Below are 26,301 nucleotides of genomic sequence, written 5' to 3' on the forward strand. Positions count from 1 at the left end.
CCTCACTCGGCAGGCTGTGCCTGGGGCACCAAACTGGTCGGGATTGGCGCTTCGTCGCGCAGGTGGCCGCGGATCGTCATGAACACGTTCCAGGCCATGACGAGGCCACCCGCTAGGTAGAGTGCTCCGCCGACGGCACGCAGCACGTAATAGGGGATCATCGCCGCGACCGTTTCAGCGAAGGAATAGACGAGGAAGCCCTGGGAATTGTATTCTCGCCACATCAGCCCCTGCTGGATGCCCGCGACCCAGAGCACCGCGGCGTAGATCACGATCCCGAGCGTCGCGAGCCAGAAGTGCCAGTTGACCATCCGCAGGCTGTAGAGGCGCTCGCGCCCCCACAGTTTCGGCGTCAGGTAGTATATCGCCCCGAAGGTGATCATACCCACCCAGCCAAGTGCTCCGGAATGCACGTGACCGATCGTCCATTCGGTATAGTGGCTGAGCGAATTGACAGCCTTTATCGACATCATCGGGCCTTCGAAGGTCGACATCCCATAAAATGCGATGGCGACGATCATCATCCGGATGATCGGGTCGGTGCGAATTTTGTCCCAGGCGCCCGAAAGGGTCATCAAACCGTTGATCATGCCGCCCCAGGAGGGCATCCAGAGCATGACGGAGAAGACCATTCCGAGCGTCTGCGCCCAGTCAGGCAGCGCCGTGTAATGCAGATGATGCGGGCCGGCCCAGATATACATGAAGATCAGGGCCCAGAAGTGGATGATCGACAGCCGGTAGGAATAAACCGGCCGGTTGGCCTGCTTCGGCACAAAATAGTACATCATCCCCAGGAAGCCGGCGGTGAGGAAGAAGCCGACGGCGTTGTGGCCGTACCACCATTGGGTGAGTGCATCCTGGACGCCGGAGAAGAGAGAATAGCTCTTGGAGCCGAGGAACGACGCCGGAACAGCGAGGTTGTTGACCACATGCAGCATCGCAATGGTGACTATGAAGCTGAGATAGAACCAGTTTGCCACGTAGATATGCGGCTCTTTGCGCTTCAGGATCGTTCCGAGATAGACGGCCAGATAGGCGACCCAGACGATGGTAAGCCACAGGTCGACGTACCATTCGGGCTCGGCATATTCGCGCGACTGATTGATGCCGATCACGTAGCCGGTCGCAGCCATCACGATGAACAGCTGGTAGCCCCAGAAGACGAACCAGGCGAGTGTTCCTCCGAAGAGACGCGCGCGACAGGTGCGTTGCACCACATAGAAGGATGTCATGATCAGCGCGTTGCCGCCGAAGGCGAAGATCACCGCCGATGTGTGAACCGGCCGCAATCTTCCGAAATTCCAATAGGGCGCGATGTTGAGGTCGGGAAAGGCGAGCTGCAGCGCGATGATCACGCCGACGAGGAAGCCGACGACGCCCCAGAACACCGTAGCGATCAGGCCGTAGCGGATTACCTCGTCGCAATAGCCCGTAAGCTCTGTTTTGCGCTGTTGGCCCGTCGGCGAAAACTCTGCGTTTCTGACAAGCAGCAGCGTTCCCGCAACCAGGCAGAGGCAAAGTATACCCATATGGACTGCAAACAGATGATCGTGCGCGAATGCGGCCGCGAGCAGCGCCAGAAACGCTGCGACCGCGATCACCATCGTTTCTGTCGTGTAATTCATGATGTCGTCTCCAGTGCGCAGACGACCGCCTCGCGGCCGGCTTTCTCGGATTTCGAGGCAGGACTGTCACGAAGACGGGAACGGCTCCTTGATCTACATCAACAAGCGGACTGGAAGCGGTGGACGAACCGACGTTGTTACACTCTGTTGCAAACTTCCCCCTTTGGCACCGCCCGCTTACTCCCGTGTGACGCAGCTGCTTTCTACCGCACCCACTGCCACAAGGGGCGATGAAGATGCTGTGCAGAACAACCACGCGTTCGACAATGGCGCGAAGGGGCGCGAAGCCATACATGCCGGCCAATCCCTCTCTTCGCTGTTCGTAGGCTCGGCGGCCGAGGCCGTCGCAGCCGGTAAGGCGATTTGGTGGGAGGGTGATAAGCAACCATCTTGTCCAGGTGGAAGAAGGTGTCGTGCGCCTGCTTCGTATCATCGGCGAAAGATCGTCGGGTGATAATCGCTCTTCAATTCGCCGGCGATCTCAACGGCGCGTCGCTGCAAAACGATTTCCTATTTACGGCTGAGGCCGTCACGAAATGCAAGATCCGCCGGATATCGCACATGAGTTTCCACGGGGAAGTCGCTCGGTCTAATGCGCTCGCTCGACCTAGCTCTCGTTGCTCTGGCAGGAGGCGGCCGCTTCGCATGAACAGATGGTGCTGTTGCCGAAGAAGAACGCCGAGGAGCGCCCCTGCAGCTTCATCGTGAAGCTTGCATTCCGGCGCAACCCGCGTCCGCCAAGGTCCGTTGCGCGTTTCCATGAATCGTCAAGACATTGCGGATCATCTCGGCCTGACCATTGAGACCCTGGCCCACACCGTTACGAAACTTGCGTCGCGCAACATCGTTATTCCCGAGGGCAGGCACGACCTGCGGAACGTCAATCTTGCCCGCTGGTACGGTTATCGGGCGACACTGATGATTTTTCCGAGGATTTCTGTCAGAGGGTAAACCTCAACACACGCGACAAGCCGCGGGATCGACATTCATGCCCTCCGCGAACTTCTCGACGCGATATGAGCTCAGTCACGGCAATCCTAAGCTGTTCAGCAGCGCCGACGTTCGCCGAGCGTGCTTGTCCTTCGGTGATTCCTACATCGCTTGCAGGCTGCCATGTCCCTCGCAAGGGCGCTGGGCAAGCAGGCAAAAATTGGGACCTTCTGCCTTTTTTCCCCGAATTTGACGGGCGTCAAAGAGCCCAATTCCGGCATCTGCTAAGACACATTCATGAGGCTGATTGGGTCTCGCAGAAAAGGAGCTTGCAAATGCGGTTAAAATTCGGTCTGATCGCTGCAGCGGCAGCCTTGATTGTTTCGGCAGCGCCGTTGATGGCGGCCGACCACCAGGTTCGGATGCTCAACAAAGGCACGGAAGGCGCGATGGTGTTCGAGCCTGGCTTCCTGAAGATCGCCCCCGGCGACACCGTCACCTTCATCCCCACCGACAAGGGCCACAACGTCGAAACCTTCAAAGGCCTCATTCCGGATGGCGTTGCCGACTTCAAGTCAAAGCCGAATGAGCTATATCGCGCGAAATTCGATGTTCCAGGCGTCTATGTCCTGAAATGCACCCCACATTCCGGCATGGGCATGGTTGCCCTGATCCAGGTGGGTGACAGTCCGCCCAATCTCGAAGCGATCAAGACTGCAAAGGTGCCGAACATGGTGCGCAAGCGGCTCGATGCCGACCTCACAAACATCACCCAGTGAGACACAGCAGGTGCGGATGACCGCGCAGCCCATGACGATGGCTTTCGTGGCAGCTGTTTGCCTCGCCAGGAGCAGCTGATGCTCAGTGAGCATCGAGCAGAGCCAGGCGCTGTCAGGCAAGACGTCCAAGGCAGTGGTCGGACACGGTTGTCGGCAAAGCCGATGCCGAAACCTGGTGGGACCGTCGAGAAAGTGAATGTGGCCTGTGAAAAGAGCTATGATCTGCACGGCAGACCTGTGAAGGAACGCGTGGGCAAGATCACTAGCCCGGCGGCAATCTCGCTGACGACGAATATAACGAGGTCGTTTTTTTGCGCGGCAGTCGCGAAGGAGATGCCAGCCAAAACCCGGGGTCTCGTTCTGGTTACCCAAGAATTGCACGGAAGGCGCCGTCGAACGTTTGATCGAAATCCCCGCGGCAGGCAAGTCCTACAACTAGGAGACCCCTGCCTCGTCCTTCGACGTGCTCGAACAACCGCGTTCGTGAGAGGGCGAGAGCCGTCGATCATGTGGCGCTCGGTAGCTCACCTCGCGAAAAGGCTCCTTCAGGCGCCTGCGCGGCCGCCATAATCGCGATGGGCACAACTCTGCGGACCGGCGCTTGCCCACGCCACCTTAAAGGTTCGACGTCAGTCGCCAACGATACCCTGGGCCGGGGCCTGCCGAGATCGAGCTGTATTTGAATGAGCCGAAAAGCTCGACGATAACGACCTCGACGTCCAGGCGGTGATACGGGCGCCCATCTACTTGTGACAGGGCGGCCCGATGACCGTATTTGTGAGTGCGCCCGCCCTGCTTCACACGAACTTGCGACGTCGATCCTCCTCGACGTGCCGTTGTCGACGGGACTCCTGGGAAGATAACTGCAGGGTCCTCGATCGAGAAACGGGAACTCGATGTCTTCTCGCGCGGCCTTTGATGCGTTTCGTGTCGCCGGAACCGATGCACACTTCCGGCGACAAGTACTAGGCTGCCTTGCTGTGCGTGTGCCCGTGCGAGCTAAAATAGGCGTCGAATGCCGCCGCGACTGCACGGACCATGAAGCGCGCCTCCTCGCATACGACAATCCGCTCACCGCTGATCGTCACGACGCCGTCGGCCATGAGCTCGCCGAGACGGTCGTTGCGCTCGACAAGGAAGCCGGTGTCGAAACCCGATCCGCTGCTCAACTGGCCGAGATCGGCTTCGAAATCGCACATCAGCCTCTCGATGACCCTCGCCCGAAGCTTGTCCTCCTCGCTGAGAAGATATCCCTTGGCGGTCGGCAGCACCCCGAAGGCAATTCGCTCGGCATAGAGGCCGAGAGGCACGTGGTTCTGCATATAGCCGGCCGGCAGCCGCCCGATCGCAGATGCGCCGAGGCCGATCAGGCTATCGCAATCATCCGTGGTATAGCCCTGGAAGTTTCTCCTCAGCGTTCTGTTGCGCGCGGCGAGCGCCAACTGATCGTTCGGCAGTGCAAAATGATCGAGCCCAATGCGCAGATATCCGGCCTTCTGGAGCTCCTCGGCGATCACTTCCGCCTGCTCGTTCCGCTGTTTTGCGTCCGGCAGCGATGCTTCGTCGATCAGGCGCTGATGTTTCTTAAAAGCGGGTATGTGAGCGTAACCGAAAACGGCGAAACGTTCGGGACGCAGTTCTGCAGCCAGCCGGACCGTCTCGATGCAAGATTGGACAGTCTGTTTCGGAAGGCCATAAATTAGGTCGAAGTTGATGCTGCTGACGCCTGCTGAGCGCAACCCGGCGACCGCCCTTTCCGTCTGCTCAAAGGATTGCAGCCGCTTGATACCGGCCTGCACGATCGGATCGTAGCTCTGGACGCCGAGGCTTGCGCGGTCGACGCCGTTTTCGGCGAGCGCATCGATCATGGGGGCGACCAATGTGCGAGGGTCGATCTCGACTGCGACGCCGGCTTTCGCTTCAAACGTGAAGGCACTCCTGAGCTTTGCCATTAGAGCCGAAAATTCCTGCGGCTTCATGACCGACGGCGTGCCGCCGCCGAAATGCACGTACTTGACGGGCACGTCGTTTCCGGCCGCAAAAGAGACGAGCTCGATCTCTTCCTTCATCACGTCGAGATAGTCGGCGACCGGAGCGTCTTGCCGGGTGATGGTCGTGTGGCAGCCGCAGTACCAGCATATCGAACGGCAGAACGGGACGTGGAGATAAACCGAAACCGGGCCAGCCGCGGCGATATGGGCGAGATTGCCGGCATATTCATCCGGCCCCACGGCTGCAGAAAAAGCCGCCGCCGTCGGGTAACTCGTATAACGCGGAACCCGCGCATCGCCGTATTTGGCGATCAGATCATCAGACATTTTCGCATCCCTTTTCAAAACAGGATGCTTTATGACCTCCGGCCGCGCCGGCTTCCTTGTCCCAAATCAATGATGACGTCTCAGGCCAGAATCAGCCGGATCTTTGTCCGCTGTGAAAGTCAGCACTTTCGAACCCGCCTAACATCTCGTTCTGACATGGGTCGAGCCGCGGTCCCGGCTGTTCGAAGAGACGTGCCACAAGGAAATGAGCAAGAATGACTGATACGCAAAACGGGTGAAACAAATTGGTGTCCGCGTGCTGTCGCCGGTCGAGCCATCCCACGGTTTCGGCTCGCTCCATGCGCTGGCCCCCGGCGATAGTTTGTTGATCGCCAGTGGAACTGGTGCCGGCCTAACGGCGGGAATCTCGAGCGAAGCCTACCGAAACGCGGAAGTCGTGGTCGTTTTCCAATTCCACAGGCCCTCGCCGCGGCCGCCGACGTGATCGTCAAGGTGCGCCTCGATCAATGAGGTCGCCCTGCTGTCGCCTGAAAAGACGCTGATCGCTTTCTTCTATCCCGCAGCCAACAATGAGTTGCTCAAGCGGGCTCTGCATTCGGGCGCGAATATAAGCGCCATAGACATGGTCCCGCGCATCAGCCGTGCACAGAAGATGAATGGGAAAGATCGGGGTTACCGGGCGGTCATCGAAGCGAGTGCGAACTTCAGGTGTTTCTTCACCGGGCAGATCACCGCGCGGTATTTCTAGGGTCTCCTCAGTTTTACGTCGCCTTGAGGTCCGTCAGCACCTTGTCAAAAGCATCCTTGACCGGCTTTGAGATTTCCTCCACCGCCCTGCTTGAGAGCACCCGGACTTCCTTGGCGTGCTGCAAACTTGTCTCAACGCGCTTGCGGAAAAAGGTCGACTGCTGTTCGAGGATCTGCGACGGCGAATTCGCGCCCAGCAAAGCTTGCAAATGTGAGAAGCTGGCCTCGGCGTCGGCCTGCAGTGCAGCGATCGTCTTCCACCACAATTCGTTGCCGAATAGACTTGTCGTTTCGAGGATCGGAGGCAGCATTTTCTGTGTCGCTTCAGCGCCGGACGCAAGTTTCAAAAGAGCCTCTGTCACCTTCTTGTTCCCCTTTTCAACAGATGCGCCGAACTGATCTGGCACCTTGAGCGACGATGACCCCGGGTTTTCGATCGTTTCAAAGGATCTTTCGGAAATCTTGGTCATTGCATTTTCCTTCTCTTTGAGTTGGTTGCAAGCTGTGACATCGGGATTGACCCTTCCGCCGGCGGATGCATGGCCGCTTGGTAGAACGCGGATCCGATGACGAACGGTCAGGTGGCCTCCGTTCCGTTCGTTTCATGAACCGGCATCATGCAGACTGCTTTCTGCCGCTTGTAACCAGGGATCAGCAAACACCATGCCAACTGCTCCGACGCGCCAAGAAGATGATTTTCTTTTATCAATGGGCGGGTTGAGGGCAGGTTGATGTGTATTTGACGGAGAGACCGGCGAACAAAACGTTCCAATCACGACAAACCTGACAAAAGTGGCGGATGCCCGACATTTGCGAGAAATGTCGACGGTTGCGCTGGGGACAAGGGAATTAGCATGTAATTCAACCGCGCTCAGGATCGTCCTGTGTCGGATCGTATTGAGCCTGCGGGGTGGAAAGTGGCTTTGCGGTCCTCGCCGCAAGTGCCTCCGTCAGCTGCGCACTGGTGCTTACCTTGACGGTCAGCTTGCGCGAGACATTGCGTGCAATTGCAGTGCCTTCTTTGCACCGGCCGCCATTGATTAGAACCGCCGCATCCGCGGATCAGGCATGGGACACGAACGGCACGATCTGTGGCGATCCAATCGCGGGGCATCTGCCTTGGCAACCGGATAAGTTCATCGCCGAGGGCGACGAGACAGCGATCGCCACTTCGCGCTTTTAAAAAAGTCCTATTGAAAGAAGCGACGAACTAGCCACCATCGCAGCGCTAACTTTGTGGATGGAATGCCACACGAAGTAACTACGTTCGTTCGTTTGCGCAGACGACGAGCAGCAGGAGACAACAAACGATCTGAAGGTAACAGCGTTGACTTGTTCGCGAGATCACGCAGTAACCTTGTCTGCCGCGACATGGGTCTGACAGTTCTTCGGGCAGACGCGCGCGCAGGCGCCGCAACCAATGCAGCGGCCGGCCTCATCGACAACCATGATCATACGATTGAGCTCGCCATCGAAGTCTTCCTCCTCGTCGTCGCAGATGCCGAGGATTTCACCCGCTTCACCGACGCCATAGAGGTGCATGACTTCGCGAGAGCAGGCTTTGAAGCATCGGCCACAGCCGATGCAGGTTGTAGCATCGATGCAGGTCAGGTACTCCGGCACCCAGCTGGAGCCGTCGCGCGTGACGAAAGGGCCAGTCATCGTGAATTCTCCAATGCAGCGAGCTCTTCCTTCGCAGCGTTCAACTCGGCGAAGGCGTCGAACGTCTCTCCTGCAATGGTCTTGATTCTAGCCCAATTAATCGGAAGGTCCTCGGCAAGATCGTGCAACTCCATCTTCGCAGCGGCGGCGCGGGACTGCAGCTTGCGGACCTTCTTCAGCTGCTCCACAATGTCTGACATGATCTCTTTCCTCGAAAATTGATTTCATGATGCCCGCGCCACGTCGGGATAGGTTTCGATAACTTCAATAGCGTCATCGACCATTTTCGTGCCGGTCTCGGCGAGCTTGCCTAGCGTCTCAAAGCCGAACCGGTGGACATCGCGCAGGGTCTTCGACAGAACGACCAACCGTCCAGTCGTGAAAAGCAAGCGGCCGAAGCCCTCATGGCCGATCGTCATGATCGGCGATGCCAACAGGCCTGTGCACTCTTCGATCACAAGCCCCACGCAACTGTAAAAATTCTGTAGCCTCCACAGCACATCAGGATCCGGATCGCCTATGATCGGGATCTTACGGCGCTGCTCCTTGGTGAGGATGAAGTCGGCCAGCAGGTCAGCGTCCGATTTGCCTTCCCACGCCCCATGGGCATCCTGAGCGCGGATGAGCCTTATCAGGCATCTGAGAAAAGGGGTGGCGAGATCCCCATCTTCGTTGACAGCAGGGCCATTCGTACTTCCTGTCAATGTACCCATTTCTTAGTCCTCCTCATCGAAAGGCTTCTTTTCAATGGCGCCTGCTTCGGTCAGCGCCGTGAAGCTCGTGCGCCAGAGCGTTGGACCTGAGGAAGCCGATCCGCGATTGTCCCAGGAATTGCCCTCACAGCCGAGAGGCCCATGGATCAGGTGCGCGACGTCGGTGATCGGCTGCAGCACGATCTTGGCGCCATCGAAAGCGCATCCGCCGGCTGCCGCCCCGGGGATCAGCGGCTTCGAACAGCCGTTTTTGCGCGCCTTGGAATCCTTGCTGCGGTTCTTCTCGCAGGCAGGCTCGTCGAAGACATCCTGGACTTTAGCATTGAGCAAGGGCATTGCGGTCTCCAAGTTCAGATGAAGGCGGCCGGCCTCACAAGGCCGACCGCCGCCGCTCCTAGCGGGTCAGGTCGTAAGAATAGTCCGTCACACCCGGCTCGCTCGTCTCGCGATCGAGCTTGTCGAAGATCTTGTCGAGGATCGTCGTCAGGACGCGCAGGCCGCCTTGGTAGCCCATGAGCGGGAAACGGTGGTGATGGTGCCGGTCGAATATCGGAAAGGTCAGCCGGATCAATGGGGTGCCGGTGTCGCGCTCGAGATACTTGCCATAGGAATTGCCGATCATAAGATCAACCGGCTCGGTAAAGAGCAGCGAGCGCAACGCCCACAGGTCCTTGCCCGCCCAGACCTGGGCATCCTTGCCGAAGGGCGAGGATGCGAGCAACGCCTTCATCTCGGCTTCCCAGGCCGACGTGCCGTTGGTAGCAAGGCAGTGGGTCGGCTCACCGCCGGTTTCCAAGACGAACCGGGCAACGGCGTAGACGAAGTCAGGATCGCCGTAGATCGCGTATTTCTTCCCGTGCAGCCAGGCTTGGCTATCTGCCATAGCGTCGACGAGACGGCCGCGTTCCAGGCCGATTGCCGGAGGAATTTCCTTGCCGGTAATCTCCGAGACCTTCATCAGGAATTCGTCGGTCGCCTGAACACCCAGCGGATAATGGAACGAAGCCGTAACCTGACCGACCTCCTTGCAATATTCCAGCGTTTTGCGCGTGTTATAGTGCTGCAGCGACAGGGTCGCTTCGGCATTCAACGCCGTTTTCAAGTCCTCGATCTTCGTGCCGCCGTCATACATGCGGTACGTACCGTCAGACGGCGTGTCGAACTGGTCGGAGGCATCCTGGATGAAGATGTAGGATACGCCCATCATGTCGAGCAGGCGCTTCAGTTCGCGGTTGTTGCCGACGCAGAAGCCGTCGAAGCCGGGAATGATGTTGATGGCTTGAGCAACCTCCTTCCGCTCGTTGCCTTTCCAGAAGTTCTCCAGAATGCCCTTGATCATGCCGTCATAGCCATCGACGTGGCTGCCGACGAAGGCAGGCGTGTGGGCGAAAGGAACATCGAAGTCGTGCGGGACCGACCCTTCGTTCTTTGCGTTTTCGATGAAGCCGTGGAGGTCGTCTCCAATGACTTCGGCCATGCAGGTGGTCGAGACGGCGATCATCTTCGGATCGTAGAGCTTGTATGTATTGGCGAGCCCGTCGACCATGTTCTTCAACCCGCCGAACACTGCCGCGTCCTCCGTCATCGAGGACGAGACCGCCGATGAAGGCTCCTTGAAGTGACGCGACAGATGCGAACGGTAATAAGCGACGCAGCCCTGGCTGCCATGGACGAAGGACATCGTTTGCTCAAAGCCTGCGGCTGCGAAGACGGCACCGAGCGGCTGGCAGGCTTTGGCCGGGTTCACGACCAGGGCTTCGCGGCCCAGGTTCTTTTCGCGATACTCCCAGGTCTTCGTGAAGTCGTTTTGATCGGCAACGACCTGATCCGGGTGGGGGCATTCGAAATTGGCTTTCTTCTCGGCGAGCATCTGCCTGTATTCCGGCTCGCGGAACAGGGGAGCATGGTCGAGAACTTTTTCCGCCGACTGCGGCATAGTAAGCACCTTTCTTTTCATCGCGCCGCACCGGTGGCGGCAATGGGATGTCATCTGTCACGAGTGCGGATCAAGTCCGATAGGAAGAGCCTGGCCTGCCCCTTCCCAAGACAGGCCAGGCTCTCATTCGGCCGCAACCGCCTCAGCTGGCGCGGCCTCTTTTTTCCAGGGGACGTCGTAGAGATCCCACACCGGATTATTGATGGCCAGATCCATGTCGCGGGCGAATATGGCGAAGCCGTCATAGCCGTGATACGGGCCGGAATAATCCCAGGAGTGCATCTGGCGGAAGGGGATGCCCATCTTCTGCACCGGATACTTCTCTTTAATGCCGGACCCAACAAGGTCGGGGCGGATGCCTTCGATGAACTTTTCCAGCTCGTAACCGGTCACGTCGTCATAGATCAGCGTACCCTTGTTCACATAATGGCCGGTGCGCTGATAGTCGTCGTTGTGGGCGAACTCGTAGCCGGTGCCGACGATCCGCATGCCGAGGTCCTCATAGGCCGTGATGACGTGGCGAGGACGCAGGCCGCCGACATAGAGCATCACCGTCTTGCCTTCGAGGCGCGGCCGGTACTTGTCGACGACAGCATCGACCAGGGGCCGGTACTTGGTGATGACAGCCTCGGTCTTGTCGACGATTTCCGGACCGAAGTGCTTGGCTATTTCGCGCAGGGAGGTTTCGATCTGGGACGGACCAAAGAAATTGTATTCCATCCACGGGATGCCGTATTTTTCCTCCATGTGCCGACAGATGTAGTTCATCGAGCGGTAGCAGTGGATGAGGTTCAGCTTGGCCTTTGGCGCGCGCTCGACCTCAGCGAGCGTGGCATCACCCGACCAGTTGCCGACCACGCGCAGCCCCACCTCCTCCAATAGAATGCGCGTAGCCCACGCGTCGCCACCGATATTGTAGTCGCCGACGACGTTGACATCGTAAGGGCCGGTCTCAAACTCGACTTCGTTCTTGTCGAAAACCCAGTCACGGATGGCGTCGTTGGCGATGTGGTGGCCGAGCGATTGCGAGACGCCGCGGAAGCCCTCGCAGCGTACCGGCACGATCGTCTTTTCGTGCTCCTTGGCCTTCTTGCGCGACACCGCCTCAATGTCGTCGCCAATCAGCCCGATCGGGCATTCCGACTGCACGCTGATGCCGTTGTTGAGGGGGAAAAGCTCCTCGATCTCGTCGATGACCTGTTCAAGCTTCTTGTCGCCGCCGAACACGATGTCCTTTTCCTGGAAGTCTGAGGTGAACTGCAGCGTCACGAACGTGTCGATGCCCGTCAGGCCGACGTAGTAGTTGCGGCGTTGCGACCAGGAATAATGACCGCAACCGACCGGCCCGTGCGAGATGTGGACCATGTCCTTGACCGGCCCCCATACCACGCCTTTGGAACCGGCATAGGCGCAGCCGCGGATCGTCATCACGCCCGGAATGGACTTGATGTTCGATTTGACGTCGCATTCGGAAAGGGCCTTCGGCTCATCGCCAGGCTCGTCGCCGCTCGTTGCGACGCTGAGGTGCTTCTTGCGGCGCTTCGCCGCCTTGTCTGGATATTGCGCTAATACTTCCGCAATGAGCTGTTCATGCAAAACGCTGTCATTCTCGTAATCAAGGCTCATGGGCCCCTGCCCCCTTTCAAGGTTCGGGTTAGGTCGTCGTCGCCGAAGCGGCTTTCTTGGAAGGACGCGCTGGCGCAAGGGCCAGCGCGTCCTGTCGACAGCGGCAGTTATTGAGCCGCAACCACCGCTGACTCCTTGGCCTGTAGTTCGGCCAGCATCTGCTCGTCGCTCTTCATGATGCCGAAGTCGAGCAGCATGTCTTCGAGCTCTTCCATGGTAATCGGGGTCGGAATGGTCCCTTGGCCCGAATTGGCATGGATCTTCTCGGCTAGCGCCCGATATTCCCCGGCCTGCTTGGAGTCCGGCGCGTACTGGATCACCGTCATCTTCCTGAGCTCGGCGTGCTGGACGATGTTGTCACGCGGCACAAAGTGGATGAGCTTGGAATTGAGCCTGGCAGCCAGCGCCTCGGAGAGGTCGAGCTCGCGGTCCGTCTGGCGCTCGTTACAGATCAGGCCGCCGAGCCGCACGCCGCCGGAATGGGCATATTTCAGGATGCCCTTGGCGATGTTGTTGGCGGCATAGAGCGCCATCATCTCGCCGGACATCACGATGTAGATCTCCTGGGCCTTGTTCTCACGGATCGGCATCGCAAAGCCACCGCACACCACATCGCCGAGCACGTCATAGGAGACGTAGTCGACATCGTCATATGCACCGTTCTCTTCAAGGAAATTGATCGAGGTGATGACGCCGCGCCCGGCGCAGCCGACGCCCGGTTCCGGACCGCCGGACTCCACGCACTTGATGCCTTTGTAGCCGGCCTTGAGCACGTCCTCGAGCTCAAGGTCTTCCACCGAACCTTCCTGCGCTGCCAGATGCAGAACCGTGTCCTGTGCTTTGGCGTTCAGGATCAGCCGGGTGGAGTCGGCTTTCGGGTCGCATCCGACGATCAGGATCTTCTGCCCGAGGTCGACAAGCGCTGCGAGCGTATTTTGGGAGGTGGTGGACTTGCCGATCCCCCCTTTGCCGTAAAATGCGATTTGACGCAAATCTGACATATCGCCTTCCTTCTTTCGTTCCATCCATCGCTGAGTAAAAGGCAGGCAGCTCGCGCCGCCTCGCATGGCAATCTTCAAAACCCGTGCCATGTGGGCCGATCGAGCCAAAGGAAAGATCCTTTTGTTGGGTTTCAGAAAGTTACTCCGAACCACCACAGGAAACTGCCAAACAAACCTAATGTCGCCGATCAGACAAAGCCGACAGACGGTGTCGTGATGGCATCACTTGCAACTGGGCTAGAAGCAAATCCTGCTCAATCTGGGTCATATCCAGCGGCCTTAAGGTAGTTTGCGCATTCTGCCGCAGTGAAGCGAGGTATCAAGGCCCCGACCGCATCCCATAGAGCATCGATCTTTCGCTCGGCTCGGCCTCGCAACATGGCTTTCAGCTTCGAGAATGCGTTCTCGATTGGATTGAAGTCCGGACTATAGGGCGGCAGGAACATGAGCTTGGCGCCGGCACGTTCGATGGCATCGCGGACACCGGCTATCTTGTGTGCAGGCAGGTTATCCATAATGACGACGTCGCCGATCTCCAGGGGCGGCACCAGCACCTGTTCGACATACGCAAGGAAGACGTTGCCGTTCATCGCGCCATCGTAGACGAATGGGGCGGTCATTCCGCTGAGGCGCAACGCACCGGTGAAAGTCGTTGTTTTCCAATGGCCGTGCGGCACGCCGGCACGGCAAACGCTCACCTCGCAATGGACGTCCGCGCAGACGTGACATCTTGGTCGAGAGGCCGGTTTCGTCGATGAAGATCAGTTTCTCCGGATCGAGGTCCAATTGACCATCGAACCAGGCGCGCCGGCGCTTCAGGACGTCCGGTCGGTCCTGCTCCAGTGCGTGTGCGGTCTTTTTTTAAAGGTCCACCCACGGCCTCGAAGCCAGGCGCCAAGTGCGCTGCGGCTGATCTTCACCTGCCGCTCGACGGACAAGCGCTCAACCATCTCATCGAGCGTCACATCCCTACGCTCGTTGATCAACGCGACAACGAATTCCTCGTGTGCATCCACTGCCGAAGGTCGTCTCCAGCTCTGTGGCAGAGCAGTTAACTCACCCTCTTTCGCTCTTCAATCCAGCGGATCGCCGTCGAAATCCCAACTCCGAAACGAGCCGCAGCCTGTCGAGCCGACATGCCCGCCGCAGACGCTTTCAAAACCCGTATTAGGAGATCATCGCTCAGGGCCTGTCCCATCATCCACCTCTCCGCTGTGGATGTTGAATCAGCTTCGGTCGCTCTCGTCACCTCACAATCGATTCATCAATCGCAGGACATGTCTAGGTCGACCGCGCGCCAGCGCGACCGCGACCATCAGCAGGACAAAGAGCTTTGAAAACAGGAGACAATCGCACATCCCTGTAGCCAAGAGAGAAATGGCGTATCGCACGGGAGACGCTGCGAGCGCCCAGTGATAGAGCTTCGCCTTGTGGCTGAACAAGCCAACTTCGATCGCGCAGGCCCGCCGCGCCCGACAGCTGGCCAAAAACAGCGCCAGGAGCTACGACTGGGGCCACGCACGTGAGTATGTCGAGGGCATGTCGCGCATGCTGCAGCAGGACAAACCGGATGGCCACGTCTTGGCGACCGGCGAGACGACGAGTGTCGGCCAATTTCTCGAGCGGGCTTTTGCCGACTTGAACATTACTTTGGAATGGAAGGCGTCCGGCGTCGACTGGCTACGACTCCGCGTCCGGTGCCTGCCTTGTTGAAGTCGATCCTCGATACCTCCGCCCGACGGAAGTTGATCTTCTGCCGGTGATCCGACCAAGGCCCGCCAGAAGCTGGGCTGGCAACACAAGGCCCCGGTTCAGGAGCTCGTCGCCGAGATGGTGCGCGAGGATGTCAAGCACTGGAAGGCCCTGAACAGCCGGGAAGAGCTCTGAGTGTACGACTTGTCCAACAAGAAGATCTGGGTTGTCGGCCATCGCAGTATGGTCGGCAGTGCGCTTGTGCGCAGGCTCCGATGCCGTGCTCTGCGGCAGTGGCGTCAGTTAGCGGGTCGAACGAGGAGCGCGGATCGTGAACCCGCGAGCGCGCAAAAATACGGCATTAGCCGATGATGTTCATACTTCCACCAGGTGCCCGGATTGCGGTACCGAGGCTTCGGGGCATATGTTCCTGATGGTCCTGCTTGTCTCGAATATCTCACGCTTGACGTCTAAGCGTTCGCAGATCGAAAGGTGCGGGATGTGTCATCGTGTGGGTCGGTCCGTCATCGAGGGTTAAATAGACGCACCGATCACTGGGCCGCCACCGTCTCTTCGGATAACTTCAGCTATGGGACCATGCTCTTTCATAGCTCAGGGCCATTCCGCTCGATCAAGGTCCCCGATGGCCAATCACTCATTGAGCATCCTATTGGGAATACTACCAAAATTACGTTTTCACAGCGCGTCGGCGGGAGGTTGAGATAAACATCGGCAAGGGTGGATCGCACGCGTACCCCTTCCAAAACCGTCGCAAGACCATTTCGGCAGAGCCTGAGAACAAGGTTGCGCAACGCCTGCCGAACACCGCCGAACGCAAACCGAACGCCAAGTTGCTGCAGCACTGGGTAAACAATGCGCATCGAATTAATGCCGTACCCCTCAAGATCTGGACGCACGCCCCACAATCCAAGCTCGCATACGAGTAGATCGACCTCGCCAACCCGAACGAAACGACGCAACAACCCCATGTGAGCGGCCACACCGTGCGCATCATAGCCTATTACGCGAAGCTCGGGCCTAGCTCCTGACCAACTACGAGCACCTTCGAATGGAAGGGCGTTGTAAGCTCCAGTTGGCCCATAGGTCTTCCGAAAGAAATCTGCGAGCTCCGTGTGGTCAGAGAGCTCCAACTCGTTTTCCCAGCACACTTTCCACCGCACCTGAGGGCTCATACCTAAACCTCCACTTAATACTCTGTCCAGGCGTCGACAGAGCAACTACTTGATACGCACTCGTTGGGGCGCTTCTAATGGCACTGGTATAAGCTGGTGAAATCATTTGTTTGGATGGAACTCATCCGTCCAATGGATGCGTTCCAATCAATCGGCCTGCCATCGGCTGCCGACGCCAGATGAAGCGGCCGGGCTCCAACTTCTTCGTGAACATGCCGCCTTGTCCATCATGCTGGATCATCTTGATCAGGCATCCAGGACATTGAACTGAAAAGTTGACCATGACTGAGAGGCTCGCTACTCAGGCAGAAGCAAGCCAAAGACGTTTTCGGCGATAATCAGGCAAATTGTCGAGATCACATTAGAACCCTCGGCGGAACCGGGCTGGTCTATCCCGGCGTCGAAAGTCGTCGAACGACCCGACCTGGCGGAGGGGTTTTTTCGGAATGTTCGGTTTGCGACAGTCTGATTCCACACAAAATGGGACGCGGCGATAGGCAGCAGCATTCTCCTGTTGAATCTGAAAGGGGTTCCCCTCGCAAAACGCCCTGGTTCGCTTTGGCTATCGCAGCCCATGGACCGGCACGCTGGGTATCGGCGAAGATTGCCAGAGGACATACTTGCCTGGCGATCCCGACCTCGGGAGAAGATGATGGGTACAGGAATGGATTCGCAGATCAGTGCGTTTCCGGTGCAAGCTTTTAGGACCCCGGACACAGCAAACGCCTCCCAGGACTGGCGAGGCGGCCGCGAGATCGCAATTTTCTCCTAGATAACGGTATGAGGTGATCGTCATACCCTGGTCACCGGATGCCGATCGTCACGCACATGGTCTGGTACAGAGCCGGCGGCGCCGATGAGCCCCCGAGGAAATACTTAGTGACTGGCACGGTTGTTGCGTCGTCTCACGAAAGACAGCCGTTAACGAGAGGTCACGATGATGGATGTATGCTCGATGGGGATGGTGTTGTGCGGTGGGTACCTTCTTGCTGCATCCGCAGGCAGACTCGGCGGCGCTGAGAATGTCTTATCTGACTCGCCTTTGTCCGCGGCTGATGTATCGAGTTTCGAGACTTTCATAGTTCGCAGCCCACCGACATCACTCAATCTGGATCCATTTTATGCCAAATATGCTGACGCAGCGGGCATACCTATTATTTCGTCAAACAAGGTTCCAGACACGGCACTATTGATCTCACGTGACATTGTCCTCTACATGTTGTCAGAACGCCGTGATGTCCGCGATGCTTTAATCCAGGCTGGAGCGCGGGTGGGCGTCATGGCAATTGACGAGACGACGACTGATATTCCCGAGCAGCGGGATTGGAAGAAGCCTCTTCCCGATGATCCACGTCTCACCCCTGACGAGCGGCGGGATTACGCCAACACGATCGGCAAGATGACTGCCCGAGACTACTGGGCACAAAGGGCGCGCGGCATGGGCGGGCTCTACACGACGGGAGCTGTGGAGAATTTGATGGGCGTGCCGGGCACGCGGTATTACGGCGGGAACATTCTTGTTCACGAATTCTCACATAATATTTTCAACGCGCTGCGCACGGTAGATCCTGATCTCGTTGCACGAGTTGAACGTGCCTATTCGCACGCCTACGAGAAAGGCCTCTGGGCGTGTTCCTATATGGAGAACAACGTCGATGAGTATTGGGCCGAGGGCACGCGATTTTGGTTCAATACGAACTTGGCTTACAGCCGAGGCAATCTCACCATTGCCACATCAGAAGATTTCGAGGCTCACGATCCAAGCCTCTATAATATCATGGCCGAAGTCTACCGCCATGACCACCACATTCTGGCGGATGTCTATTACCGGCATTCGGCGAAGTCGCAGTAATGTCCTTTGGTATTGACTGCCGGCCTCATGCTGCAATCCCGCTGGAGACCCGAACTATCGCTGATCGTCCGTAATTTGTCAGAGCCAGCCATAAATTTGAGTTTCCGTTCAATTGAAGCGCCCATGTTGTTCCCACGGGTGCATACCAAGTACTTCGTGGCCGCTGGAATTGGCTCCTTGTGCAACATCGAGACCAAATGACCTGCCACTGAATTTTCATCCGGCGGCGATTAGAGCCTCGGCGGTCTTGAAACGCTCCCAAACGTTGGACCACCGGATGCTAGAGTTTTCCGGCTTCATTCAGGGAGGCGGGCTGGTTGCGCCTCCCGAATTCACCAACGAGATCGGCACCTTGTTGCCGATCGCACCATGAGGTCTTTCCTCATTGTAGTATCTACGCCAATCCTCCATCTTTTCGCGGGCATCCGCAAGGGTCAGGAACCAATGCTGGTTCAGGCATTCTGCACGGAAGCGGCCATTGAACGCTTCGATGAAAGCATTATCAGTCGGCTTGCCGGGGCGTGAGAAGTCCAACGTCACGCCCTTGGAATAGGCCCACAGGTCCAAGTCGCGCGACACGAACTCGGTCCCTTGGTCGACACGGATCGTTTTCGGATAGCCGGCTTTTTGGCACACCCGTTCAAGGGTTTGCACGATGTCTTCGCCTCTATAGCTATGACGTGGATCAAGCACCGGCACGTAGCGCGAGAAGGTGTCGACCACCGTCAGCACGCGCAGTTTCTTACCCGTTGCGAGTTGGTCGTGAACGAAGTCCATCGCCCAGACGTCGTTGGGTCCGACGGCCATGTGCCGATCCTCGCGAAGCTTGGCTTTTACCCCCCGCTTCGGTGTCTTGTTCCGCAACTGTAGCCCCAAGTCCCTGTAAATGCGGTAGGTTCGCTTGATGTTGGTGCCCCAACCCTCGCGTTCCAACAGCACATGCACGCGGCGATAGCCGTACCGCACACGGATCTCGCAGATCTCGCGAATACGACGTTCCAGACCGGCCTGATCAGCACGGCGAGAGGTATAGTGGTGAGTTGATCGATCGAAGTTCAACGCTCCACAAGCACGTCGGATCGAGATCGCCCAATCGCAGCACATGCCTTTCACCATCTCCCGCTTCCGAGCAGGCCTTAGAGCTTTCGGCGGATGACATCCTGCAACATCTCGCGGTCCAGCGTCAGATCCGCGACGATCTTCTTCAGGCGCGAATTCTCGTCCTCGAGCTGTTTCAGCCTCTTCATCTCCGGTGGCAGCATGCCCGCGTATTTTTTCTTCCAGTTGAAATAAGTCGCCTGGCTGATCCCCGCCTTCCTGCAGATTTCAGCAACCGACACGCCTTCATCACCTTGCTTCAGAATGAACGCCTTCTGAGCGTCCGAAAACTGCGACGCTTTCATCGTCTTCTGGTCCCTTTCCCAGCCAGGAAAATGCACCGGAAAACTCTAACCAAAATTGGTCCAGTTTGAAGGGTTCAGATCAGCATCAGCCGCAACTTTCTACCAGCGCCGTCGCTTATCCGATCCGACGACCATGTCTATTTTGTGGGGGAGAACGGTGTTGCCGGTGGTCATGTTGGCGATCGGTGCTTGTACGTTCGCAGGCCTGTCCACGTTTTAAAGCATATATGCCGAAACGCGCGGACTCTCACCGAATGTCTTCTTTCTGACATTCACCGTCACGACTGTCACATTGCGATTCTCCGTCGCGGGTATGATCGGTAAGTTGCCGCTTGGGCGCCTAGCACTCACCCTCTTCGTGACGACACTGATTGGGATCGGACTTTTGGTTTTGAACCCGGGAAGCGAGCTGCTGTACGTCGTCGCCACCGTTCTCTTTGCGATAGGCTACGGTCTCACTTATTCGACCTTGAATGCGATGGTGGTGAACCTCGCTGGCGAACGTGGTCTGTCAATCTCAACGGCCTCCCAAGTCTTTACACTCGCTTATTTTCGTGGGTTCGTTCGAATTCCCGTATCTCGGTGGCACATTAATTGCTGTTTATGGCATCGACGTTGCCATGCTCGTGATGGCGGGTCTGGTCGCTCTCAACATCGCAATCGCCAGTCAGACATTGTGGAGGGCGGTGTAGGAGACAGACGTCCTTCATAATGATTTCCGTATCGCTGCCCACGTGCCCGCCCAACCAAAGGAAGTGTGTTTATGCAAGTGCTGGATCTCATCGGTATAGGCATCGGACCCTTTAATCTTAGTCTTGCAGCACTCGCGTGTCCGACGCCGCTGCGCACTGCCTTTTTCGAAAAGGAAAGCGGCTTCGATTGGCATCCTGGGCTGCTGCTGCCCAACAGTCGCCTGCAGGTATCTCCGCTGAAGGACTGTGTGACACTTGCAGATCCGACCAGTCCGTTTTCGTTTCTCAACTACCTCGCGGTGCATGGACGGCTGTACAGCTTCGTAAACCGGTGCGACGCGACCACGTCGCGAAGAGAGTTCACACAGTATTTCCAATGGGTTGCGCATCAGTTGCCACAACTCCGGTTTGGGGAGGAGGTTACCGACGTAACCAGATTAGACGAGGGTTACCGCGTGACGACGACTCGAGATCACTACCATGCACGCTCAGTTGCGATTGGCGTCGGTGTCGTTGCAACAATTCCCGAATGCGCCAAACCTTGGCTGGGCGAGAAGGTCTACCATGTGGCGAGCTATCTGGATCGGCCACAAATCGACATCGGTGAACGCGTATTAGTCGTTGGTGGGGGGCAGAGCGGTGCGGAGGTTGTTGAACACCTATTGGGCAGTCCGGGTATCGGTAAAATTACATGGGTGACGTCACGCGGGAACCTGTTCACGAGGGATGACAGCTCTTTTATCAACGTGTCATACACGCCGTCTTACAGCCAGCGCTTTCATTCGCTGCCACTTAAAAAACGTCGCACTATTGTCGACGACGAAAAACTCACCAGTGACGGCATTTCAGCAGAATTGAGCAACCGCATTTACGAAACTATCTATCACCGCAGCGCGACTGGCAATATTGACGATGTCATTCAACTGCTACCCGCAGTCGTCATGAAGGAGTTGTCTCCTCATGCGGACGGTTGGCACGCGCTGTTGGCTTCGCACGGCACCTGTCAGCGACCGACTGTAGTGGCTGATCGGGTCGTACTCGCCACCGGTTTCGAGCCTCGCCCGCTAGCGTTTATCGATCGCCTATTGGCTTCCGCTTCTATGGAAGGCGGTCTGCCGGTCGTGAAGGACGATTACTCCGTTCAATTCGAGGACAACGCCCCCGGCCAGGTATATCTGCAAAACCGATCCCCAGTCCAAAGTGGCTTGCAGAGTGTGAATCTATCGCTCGTCGCCTACCGAAACGGTCGCATCATCAATAGCCTGCTTCGGCGTGAATACTATCTGAACGTCCCAGATCGGCCGATCCTTGGGTGCCTAGGTTTACTTCCCGCTCAAGAGACACAAAACGCAAGATAACACTCCAGTGCAGTGCAGCTCGGGGCGCCTGCTCACGACGCAGCTTTACCAGGCGGCTTTAAATCTAAAAAGGAGTTACACATGTTAACCAAAGAACAAAAATCAACATGGGATGACGTTGGATACATTAGGATTGAGTCATTTCTCGATCTAGAAAGCCGAGATAAACTTTCAGCTCTTGTGGCTGATGTTTCGTGCTGGGAGACAAGTGAAGACAAATGGCTGATATGGTTCGAAAAAACAACTGTCGGTAGGAGGATCATTTCGAAGGTCGAGAACTTCCTCGAATTTAACGCCCCCGTGCGTGATTTACTGCTGGCTGACCACCGTATCGAGTCGATCGTCGAAGAGTTACTGGGGGAAGATGCCCGCATGCTCAAAGAGTTGCTGATCTTTAAGTACTCCGACAGCGGCGGCTATCGCCCGCATCAGGACATCTACCATATCCCACATAAGCTACCAGACCGGATGGTGCACGCGATTGTTGCAATAGGCATCGACGATTCCGGCCCAGACAACGGAGGGCTTTTCTTCAGCCCCGGGAACCACAAAAAGGGCGTGTTCCCAATGGACGCCGGCGGCGTAATGTACCCCGAGGTCGCGGACAGGCTGGCTTGGGAGCCCGTAACGTGGAAGGCCGGTGACATTTTCATCTTTGACGACTATGCCCCACATTACTCAAAGCCCAACAAAAGTGAAAATTCTCGAAGGGTGATTTATCTCGTGTTCCAGCGTGCCTCAACTGGTGGGCCAACGAGGGCCGAATACAACAAACTGAAACGCGCCTACAACCCTCCCGAGGGCAAGGTCTCCAACATCGACGAGCTCAAGCCGCCGAACGGCATTTTCTATCGCGATTGAAGGCAGAGGACAGAGGCAAACATGTATACGAAACAGATCGACCGCTCAATCATGCGCCAGGAGTATGGCGTTCTGGTGTGCCGGTTACTTGAGCATCTACCGCAGGCAGTCGCAACGGCTTTCGGCACATCGATTGTGGAGGTGGTACCTGGCGATGCGGTCGATCTTCATTCGCACCCAGAGCACGAACTCTGGGTATTGATCTCGGGCAGCGGCGTGTTTCAATCCGATGGAGAAACCTCCGCAGTCAGTGGGGACACGATGGTCTATATAGCGCCGCACCAAAAACACGCGATCAAAAATAGCAGCCCTCAAACCAGCTTAAAGTTCCTTTCGATATGGTGGGATTGAATTGAGAGCAAACCAACATACTTTTTTTGCCTGCTCGGCGCCGCCGTGCCCGAACGGCAAGCTGCATCTTGGGCATATAGGTGGCGTGTACCTTCTCGCCGACGTGTTCGTACGCTACCACCGCATGGTAGGCAACGCGGCCTATCACGTGACAGGTGCGGACGAACATGGCACTTACACGCTGGTGAAAGCCCGAAAGCTTGGCAGGCCGGTTGATGACGTCGCACACATGCACATTGAAGAAATTCTGCAGTGTCTGCGGTCAGTTGATATTGAACCGGACGTATTTGTAAGGACTTCAAGCGAAGACCACAAAGACCGCAGCTTGGCGATCTACGACCAACTAAGAGCGTCCGGCTACGTTGAGCTGCGCGACGGAGAGCAACTGTATTGCGGGACGTGCGAAGAGTTCGCCGCAGACTCACTCGCGGTCGGAGAGTGTCCAGCTTGTAACGCGCCAACAGATAGTAACCTTTGCGAAGATTGCGGCTCGGCGCTGCAACACAATCTACTACGCAACCCGATTCACACGACATGCGGCCAGAGCCTTATCTTGCGCCCGATTCGACAGGTTCATTTTGAGCTTGAAAAATTTGCTCCGGGGCTCGATCACGCCATTGAGGCGAGCGGATGGCCGGAATCCATAAAGCGCAAAGAACTTGACTGGCTACGGTCAAAACTGATGGCATTGCCGATGTCGCGGCATTTCGACCGTGGTGTGACTTTGAACTCCCCGGTGGAGGTGGCAGGCCAAACTTTAATGACTTGGTTTGAAGGATTGTGGTGCTATGAGACAGGAATCGAACGCCTCTGCAAGCAAAATGGCGCAGATCTCGATGACACTATGCGCAACGCGAGCACGAGACTCGTATTCTTCATGGGTCAGGATAACCGGTTTTATTACACGATCGGCGTTACTGCTAGTTTGTTCTCGCGCGGTTATGCGATTCCATACAACCATGCAATTCAGGACTTTTATAAGCTCGAAGGCGCGAAATTTTCTACTAGCCGTGACCACGCTGTGTGGGCTGACGAGGTGGCAGCAGATATCGACACGAACGTGCTGCGCTACTATTTGGCTAGCATCGCCAAGCCATTTGGCGCAAACGACAACGATTTTCTGATCGAGGGGCTGCTTCAGACCGCGGCTAGAATTCGTGCTTTCGAAACGGCTTTGCGCAAGTACGCCGGATGTAACGAGACGCTGACGGCCGACAAGCTGACAGTCGAGCAGAACCACAATGTTAAACGATATTCCGAAGCGGTGCAGGACTTGCGCGTCTGGGATGCCATGGACGCCATAGACGCCTTTTTCGACGTTGCGTCTTTTTCAAGGGCAGATACCTCAGTCAGCGCAGCGGAAGTTTCCGTATTTCTAAGCCTTCTTAATCCTGTGACCCCGATGCTTGCGGCGCGGTATGGTGCTTTCTTTTTCGGAGCCGGATGGCGGCCGGGGCTCGATGGCGGCACTATCCGGCCAAGCACCGGCTTACGCAAACCGGTTGATTTCCCATTGTTTAGCGACCCGATTCCGGAAGCCTTCATAGAGGCTTATGAAAGACGATTTAGGCAAGTCCGGCCGAATTCTTAGCTTTTAATGACGGCAACCGCTTTGACGATCCCGAGGCGAGTAACGCGGACGCCGACCGGATGACGGCATCTCGATAGCGGAGAACGCAAGGCGGCAGTCGGGCGACCTACTTCGTTCCGAAAGGCCCACGACGGCTTTCTGGCGTGCGACGGCGTCGCGCTTGGCGGCGGGCCTTTCTATTTTTTAAGGAGCTCGGGAAGTGGGGCCGTATCCAGGATCTGCTCGGCGAGCAGTCTCTTCAGTGTGGCGTTCTCTTCCTCAAGCGCCTTCAGGCGCGTTGATCTTTTCATCACAAATTACTGGCACGCCACCAATATCTTGAACATGCTTCCAAACAGAAGGAGCCCGCCAGTCGATAGCCAGCGTACGGCAAAGCCTCTCCGGTATCGCGATATGATGAACCTACTTCCGCCCATCCGTTCACTAGCATTTCATGTCGCTCGGTGACGCCGCTCCACATCGCCTATTGCTAAGGTGCCATTCGATATTTAAAGTGGATTATCTGCAACTATAACGTCTATCGTAACTATGCGGCCTACTTAATTGATCACCAAACTAACCTAAGCCTTTTTGACGAACCTTCATTGGATCTATGCTGGAAGGTTCTGTACTGGAAAAATCGATTGTTTGGATATAAAATATCCGTTGTTTGGATGTGACTAAAGATGCGTTTCAAGGGCCTTGATCTAAACCTGCTCGTTGCATTGGATGCGCTCACGACCGAGCGCAACCTAACGGCTGCCGCACGTAGTATCAATCTAAGTCAACCAGCAATGAGTGCCGCCATTGGTAGGCTTCGGGACTATTTCCGCGACGAATTGTTTACAATGAATGGTCGAGAACTTCGGCTGACGCCCCGTGCCGAAGGACTTGCCTCGGCAGTGCGTGAAACTCTCTTGCAGGTACAATGCTCAATCATCTCTTGGGAGCCGTTTAACCCGTCGAAGTCTGACAGATGCTTTAGAATAGTTCTGTCCGATTTCATGATGCTGATATACTTCAATAAAATCATTGAGCGAGTTGCTCGAGAAGCGCCCGCAGTCAGCTTTGAGTTGCTGCCTTTGGATAGTGATCCGTACGAGATGCTTAGCCGCGGTGACGTCGACTTCCTCATCGTGCCTGAATTTTTTCTCTCGGGCGCACACCCGAGTGCAAAACTGTTCACAGAGAAGTTTGTATGTGTAGCCTGTTCGACAAATGTGGACCTACCTTCAGCGCTGACGATCGAGCAATATGTCTCCACGGGACACGTCGCTGCCGCGTTTGGGCGCTTTTTGAAGCCATCGGTCGAGGGCTGGTTCTTGCTCGAGAATGGTATTCAGAGGCGGGTGGAGGTCGTCGTGCAAGGGTTTAGCTTAATACCACCAGTCCTGCGTGGCACGAACCGCATAGCTAACCTACCGCTTCGCTTAGTCGAGCATTACGAAAGTACTTTCCCTTTGCGGATCATCAACCTTCCGTTACCGCTCCCCGTCTTCACAGAAGCTGTTCAATGGCCAGCGCTCCATAATGCCGATCCAGGGAGCATCTGGTTCAGGGAGATATTGGTTGAGGAAGCTTCCCGTATGATGTCCTCCAACGCACCTAAAATACATGGGTTGCTACAACAATCCGGTTCCTGACCAAGGTTCCTGCTTGAGTAAGATCCGCCCGAGCCCGAATAAGTTCAACAGCCACCAAAGAGGCTTTTCAAAGGTATCCATCCGGGGAAGGCCGCTGACCTTGCCCCCAAGTTTTATCCAGTTTTGAGTTCGCTCCGACGGTTTTGGGTTGCTGTATTTGCGGCGGTAGCGGCGGGTTGCGGTGCGGAGCAATTGTGGTCCCCCAGCACCCTTCGATTTGCCGCCGAAGGTGCTAGACAGCACGTCGCGCAATCGTCCGAAGGGCGGCCGATCGGCGACGGGCGTAGCGCTCAGCTTCGTCGATAAAATGGCCTGCGGGTCACTCACAGGTGGTGCCGTCTTCAGCTAATCGGCCGCGTCGCGGGTCGTCGCTCCCAATGCAGCCCAG

At 56.8% G+C, this 26,301-nt stretch carries 21 protein-coding genes and 6 pseudogenes; 12 read left to right on the top strand and 15 right to left on the bottom strand.

Translation table 11 applies throughout. The features are described from left to right. Positions 1-2: 2 nt before the first annotated feature. Positions 3-1,625 (bottom strand): cytochrome-c oxidase, cbb3-type subunit I, encoded by a 1,623-nt coding sequence (gene ccoN, locus QMO82_RS04265; RefSeq protein WP_004674403.1) that lies wholly within the window; start codon positions 1,623-1,625, stop codon positions 3-5. A gap of 241 nt (positions 1,626-1,866) precedes the next feature. On the opposite strand from ccoN, the pseudogene QMO82_RS04270 reads away from it, so the two are divergent. Continuing rightward, positions 1,867-2,584, top strand: a pseudogene (locus QMO82_RS04270) (cyclic nucleotide-binding domain-containing protein); the annotation flags it as partial. A gap of 306 nt (positions 2,585-2,890) precedes the next feature. Further along, positions 2,891-3,334 (top strand): pseudoazurin, encoded by a 444-nt coding sequence (locus QMO82_RS04275; protein WP_004674399.1) that lies wholly within the window; start codon positions 2,891-2,893, stop codon positions 3,332-3,334. A 965-nt stretch (positions 3,335-4,299) separates the two neighbouring features. Here QMO82_RS04275 and hemN read toward each other — a convergent pair. After that, on the bottom strand, positions 4,300-5,652 hold the full coding sequence (hemN, locus tag QMO82_RS04280) for an oxygen-independent coproporphyrinogen III oxidase (protein WP_008536465.1): 1,353 nt from the start codon (positions 5,650-5,652) through the stop codon (positions 4,300-4,302). 502 nt (positions 5,653-6,154) lie between these two features. Between hemN and QMO82_RS04285 the strand changes: the two genes are divergently transcribed. Next, entirely contained in the window at positions 6,155-6,361 is a 207-nt protein-coding gene (locus QMO82_RS04285; RefSeq protein WP_085994811.1) for an NAD(P) transhydrogenase subunit alpha, read from the top strand. A 13-nt stretch (positions 6,362-6,374) separates the two neighbouring features. Here the strand turns inward: QMO82_RS04285 and QMO82_RS04290 are convergent, their stop codons facing one another. Beyond that, positions 6,375-6,830 (bottom strand): phasin, encoded by a 456-nt coding sequence (locus QMO82_RS04290; RefSeq protein ID WP_012489581.1) that lies wholly within the window; start codon positions 6,828-6,830, stop codon positions 6,375-6,377. Positions 6,831-7,333: 503 nt separating this feature from the next. On the opposite strand from QMO82_RS04290, the gene QMO82_RS04295 reads away from it, so the two are divergent. After that, positions 7,334-7,543, top strand: coding sequence for a hypothetical protein (locus tag QMO82_RS04295; RefSeq protein ID WP_225880317.1), 210 nt, complete (start codon positions 7,334-7,336; stop codon positions 7,541-7,543). A gap of 161 nt (positions 7,544-7,704) precedes the next feature. Here QMO82_RS04295 and fdxB read toward each other — a convergent pair whose 3' ends face one another. The 8 genes and pseudogenes from fdxB to QMO82_RS04335 all read right to left on the bottom strand — a co-directional run bounded on the left by fdxB (position 7,705) and on the right by QMO82_RS04335 (position 14,496). Then, entirely contained in the window at positions 7,705-8,022 is a 318-nt protein-coding gene (gene fdxB, locus QMO82_RS04300) for a ferredoxin III, nif-specific (protein WP_004677870.1), read from the bottom strand. Next, on the bottom strand, positions 8,019-8,222 hold the full coding sequence (locus tag QMO82_RS04305; protein WP_009991124.1) for a CCE_0567 family metalloprotein: 204 nt from the start codon (positions 8,220-8,222) through the stop codon (positions 8,019-8,021). Before QMO82_RS04305 ends, fdxB begins: the two co-directional genes overlap by 4 nt. Before the next feature lie 24 nt (positions 8,223-8,246). After that, complete coding sequence (locus QMO82_RS04310) at positions 8,247-8,735, bottom strand: NifX-associated nitrogen fixation protein (RefSeq protein ID WP_004679071.1); 489 nt, start codon at positions 8,733-8,735, stop codon at positions 8,247-8,249. 45 nt (positions 8,736-8,780) lie between these two features. Then, positions 8,781-9,071: pseudogene (locus QMO82_RS04315) on the bottom strand (nitrogenase component 1); the annotation flags it as partial. Positions 9,072-9,129: 58 nt separating this feature from the next. After that, positions 9,130-10,671, bottom strand: a complete 1,542-nt coding sequence (gene nifK / locus QMO82_RS04320) for a nitrogenase molybdenum-iron protein subunit beta (RefSeq protein WP_004677342.1) — start codon at positions 10,669-10,671, stop codon at positions 9,130-9,132. Between the two features lie 123 nt (positions 10,672-10,794). Next, positions 10,795-12,297, bottom strand: a complete 1,503-nt coding sequence (gene nifD / locus QMO82_RS04325; protein ID WP_010023084.1) for a nitrogenase molybdenum-iron protein alpha chain — start codon at positions 12,295-12,297, stop codon at positions 10,795-10,797. 107 nt (positions 12,298-12,404) lie between these two features. Beyond that, positions 12,405-13,298: a nitrogenase iron protein gene (gene nifH, locus QMO82_RS04330; protein WP_004675840.1), complete on the bottom strand. Its 894-nt coding sequence runs from the start codon at positions 13,296-13,298 to the stop codon at positions 12,405-12,407. A 254-nt stretch (positions 13,299-13,552) separates the two neighbouring features. Further along, positions 13,553-14,496, bottom strand: a pseudogene (locus QMO82_RS04335) (IS630 family transposase). A 230-nt stretch (positions 14,497-14,726) separates the two neighbouring features. On the opposite strand from QMO82_RS04335, the pseudogene QMO82_RS04340 reads away from it, so the two are divergent. Further along, a pseudogene (locus QMO82_RS04340) lies at positions 14,727-15,185 on the top strand (GDP-mannose 4,6-dehydratase). 410 nt (positions 15,186-15,595) lie between these two features. Here the strand turns inward: QMO82_RS04340 and nodA are convergent. Next, positions 15,596-16,183: a nodulation N-acyltransferase NodA gene (gene nodA, locus QMO82_RS04345; protein WP_004679687.1), complete on the bottom strand. Its 588-nt coding sequence runs from the start codon at positions 16,181-16,183 to the stop codon at positions 15,596-15,598. Between the two features lie 664 nt (positions 16,184-16,847). On the opposite strand from nodA, the pseudogene QMO82_RS04350 reads away from it, so the two are divergent. Both QMO82_RS04350 and QMO82_RS04355 read left to right on the top strand, forming a co-directional pair. Then, a pseudogene (locus QMO82_RS04350) lies at positions 16,848-17,056 on the top strand (insulinase family protein); the annotation flags it as partial. 64 nt (positions 17,057-17,120) lie between these two features. Continuing rightward, complete coding sequence (locus QMO82_RS04355; RefSeq protein ID WP_010034735.1) at positions 17,121-18,035, top strand: hypothetical protein; 915 nt, start codon at positions 17,121-17,123, stop codon at positions 18,033-18,035. 300 nt (positions 18,036-18,335) lie between these two features. Here QMO82_RS04355 and QMO82_RS04360 read toward each other — a convergent pair. Further along, positions 18,336-19,438 (bottom strand): IS3-like element ISRel21 family transposase gene (locus tag QMO82_RS04360; RefSeq protein WP_283196501.1). Its coding sequence is split into 2 segments (ribosomal slippage): positions 18,336-19,177 and positions 19,177-19,438, totalling 1,104 coding nucleotides; the frame shifts between segments, so codons are not numbered across the junction. Positions 19,439-20,201: 763 nt separating this feature from the next. On the opposite strand from QMO82_RS04360, the gene QMO82_RS04365 reads away from it, so the two are divergent. The 4 genes from QMO82_RS04365 (at position 20,202) to QMO82_RS04380 (ending at position 24,291) form a co-directional block, all read left to right on the top strand. Then, positions 20,202-21,488, top strand: a complete 1,287-nt coding sequence (locus QMO82_RS04365) for a lysine N(6)-hydroxylase/L-ornithine N(5)-oxygenase family protein (protein ID WP_010009012.1) — start codon at positions 20,202-20,204, stop codon at positions 21,486-21,488. A gap of 81 nt (positions 21,489-21,569) precedes the next feature. Beyond that, positions 21,570-22,349 carry a phytanoyl-CoA dioxygenase family protein gene (locus QMO82_RS04370; protein WP_029875810.1) on the top strand — a complete coding sequence of 260 codons (780 nt, stop codon included), beginning with the start codon at positions 21,570-21,572 and terminating at the stop codon, positions 22,347-22,349. A gap of 21 nt (positions 22,350-22,370) precedes the next feature. Continuing rightward, complete coding sequence (locus QMO82_RS04375; RefSeq protein ID WP_004677772.1) at positions 22,371-22,700, top strand: cupin domain-containing protein; 330 nt, start codon at positions 22,371-22,373, stop codon at positions 22,698-22,700. Positions 22,701-22,761: 61 nt separating this feature from the next. Further along, entirely contained in the window at positions 22,762-24,291 is a 1,530-nt protein-coding gene (locus QMO82_RS04380; RefSeq protein ID WP_237353193.1) for a class I tRNA ligase family protein, read from the top strand. 111 nt (positions 24,292-24,402) lie between these two features. Here the strand turns inward: QMO82_RS04380 and QMO82_RS04385 are convergent. Beyond that, a pseudogene (locus QMO82_RS04385) lies at positions 24,403-24,572 on the bottom strand (IS3 family transposase); the annotation flags it as partial. A 384-nt stretch (positions 24,573-24,956) separates the two neighbouring features. On the opposite strand from QMO82_RS04385, the gene nodD2 reads away from it, so the two are divergent. After that, positions 24,957-25,913, top strand: coding sequence for a transcriptional regulator NodD2 (nodD2, locus tag QMO82_RS04390; RefSeq protein WP_004677768.1), 957 nt, complete (start codon positions 24,957-24,959; stop codon positions 25,911-25,913). Here nodD2 and QMO82_RS04395 read toward each other — a convergent pair. Further along, positions 25,893-26,240, bottom strand: coding sequence for a hypothetical protein (locus tag QMO82_RS04395; protein WP_012489591.1), 348 nt, complete (start codon positions 26,238-26,240; stop codon positions 25,893-25,895). The two genes, nodD2 and QMO82_RS04395, sit on opposite strands and share 21 nt — an antisense overlap. Between the last annotated feature and the right edge of the window lie 61 nt (positions 26,241-26,301).

Origin of the sequence: Rhizobium sp. BT04 (assembly GCF_030053135.1) — a bacterium.
Classification (GTDB): Bacteria; Pseudomonadota; Alphaproteobacteria; order Rhizobiales; family Rhizobiaceae; genus Rhizobium; species Rhizobium binxianense.

Coding starts and splice junctions, on each gene's coding strand:
- ccoN (WP_004674403.1), bottom strand. CDS start 1,625: ATGAATTACACGACAGAAACGATGGTGATCGCGGTCGCAGCGTTTCTG.
- QMO82_RS04275 (WP_004674399.1), top strand. CDS start 2,891: ATGCGGTTAAAATTCGGTCTGATCGCTGCAGCGGCAGCCTTGATTGTT.
- hemN (WP_008536465.1), bottom strand. CDS start 5,652: ATGTCTGATGATCTGATCGCCAAATACGGCGATGCGCGGGTTCCGCGT.
- QMO82_RS04290 (WP_012489581.1), bottom strand. CDS start 6,830: ATGACCAAGATTTCCGAAAGATCCTTTGAAACGATCGAAAACCCGGGG.
- fdxB (WP_004677870.1), bottom strand. CDS start 8,022: ATGACTGGCCCTTTCGTCACGCGCGACGGCTCCAGCTGGGTGCCGGAG.
- QMO82_RS04305 (WP_009991124.1), bottom strand. CDS start 8,222: ATGTCAGACATTGTGGAGCAGCTGAAGAAGGTCCGCAAGCTGCAGTCC.
- QMO82_RS04310 (WP_004679071.1), bottom strand. CDS start 8,735: ATGGGTACATTGACAGGAAGTACGAATGGCCCTGCTGTCAACGAAGAT.
- nifK (WP_004677342.1), bottom strand. CDS start 10,671: ATGCCGCAGTCGGCGGAAAAAGTTCTCGACCATGCTCCCCTGTTCCGC.
- nifD (WP_010023084.1), bottom strand. CDS start 12,297: ATGAGCCTTGATTACGAGAATGACAGCGTTTTGCATGAACAGCTCATT.
- nifH (WP_004675840.1), bottom strand. CDS start 13,298: ATGTCAGATTTGCGTCAAATCGCATTTTACGGCAAAGGGGGGATCGGC.
- nodA (WP_004679687.1), bottom strand. CDS start 16,183: ATGAGCCCTCAGGTGCGGTGGAAAGTGTGCTGGGAAAACGAGTTGGAG.
- QMO82_RS04355 (WP_010034735.1), top strand. CDS start 17,121: ATGATGGATGTATGCTCGATGGGGATGGTGTTGTGCGGTGGGTACCTT.
- QMO82_RS04365 (WP_010009012.1), top strand. CDS start 20,202: ATGCAAGTGCTGGATCTCATCGGTATAGGCATCGGACCCTTTAATCTT.
- QMO82_RS04370 (WP_029875810.1), top strand. CDS start 21,570: ATGTTAACCAAAGAACAAAAATCAACATGGGATGACGTTGGATACATT.
- QMO82_RS04375 (WP_004677772.1), top strand. CDS start 22,371: ATGTATACGAAACAGATCGACCGCTCAATCATGCGCCAGGAGTATGGC.
- nodD2 (WP_004677768.1), top strand. CDS start 24,957: ATGCGTTTCAAGGGCCTTGATCTAAACCTGCTCGTTGCATTGGATGCG.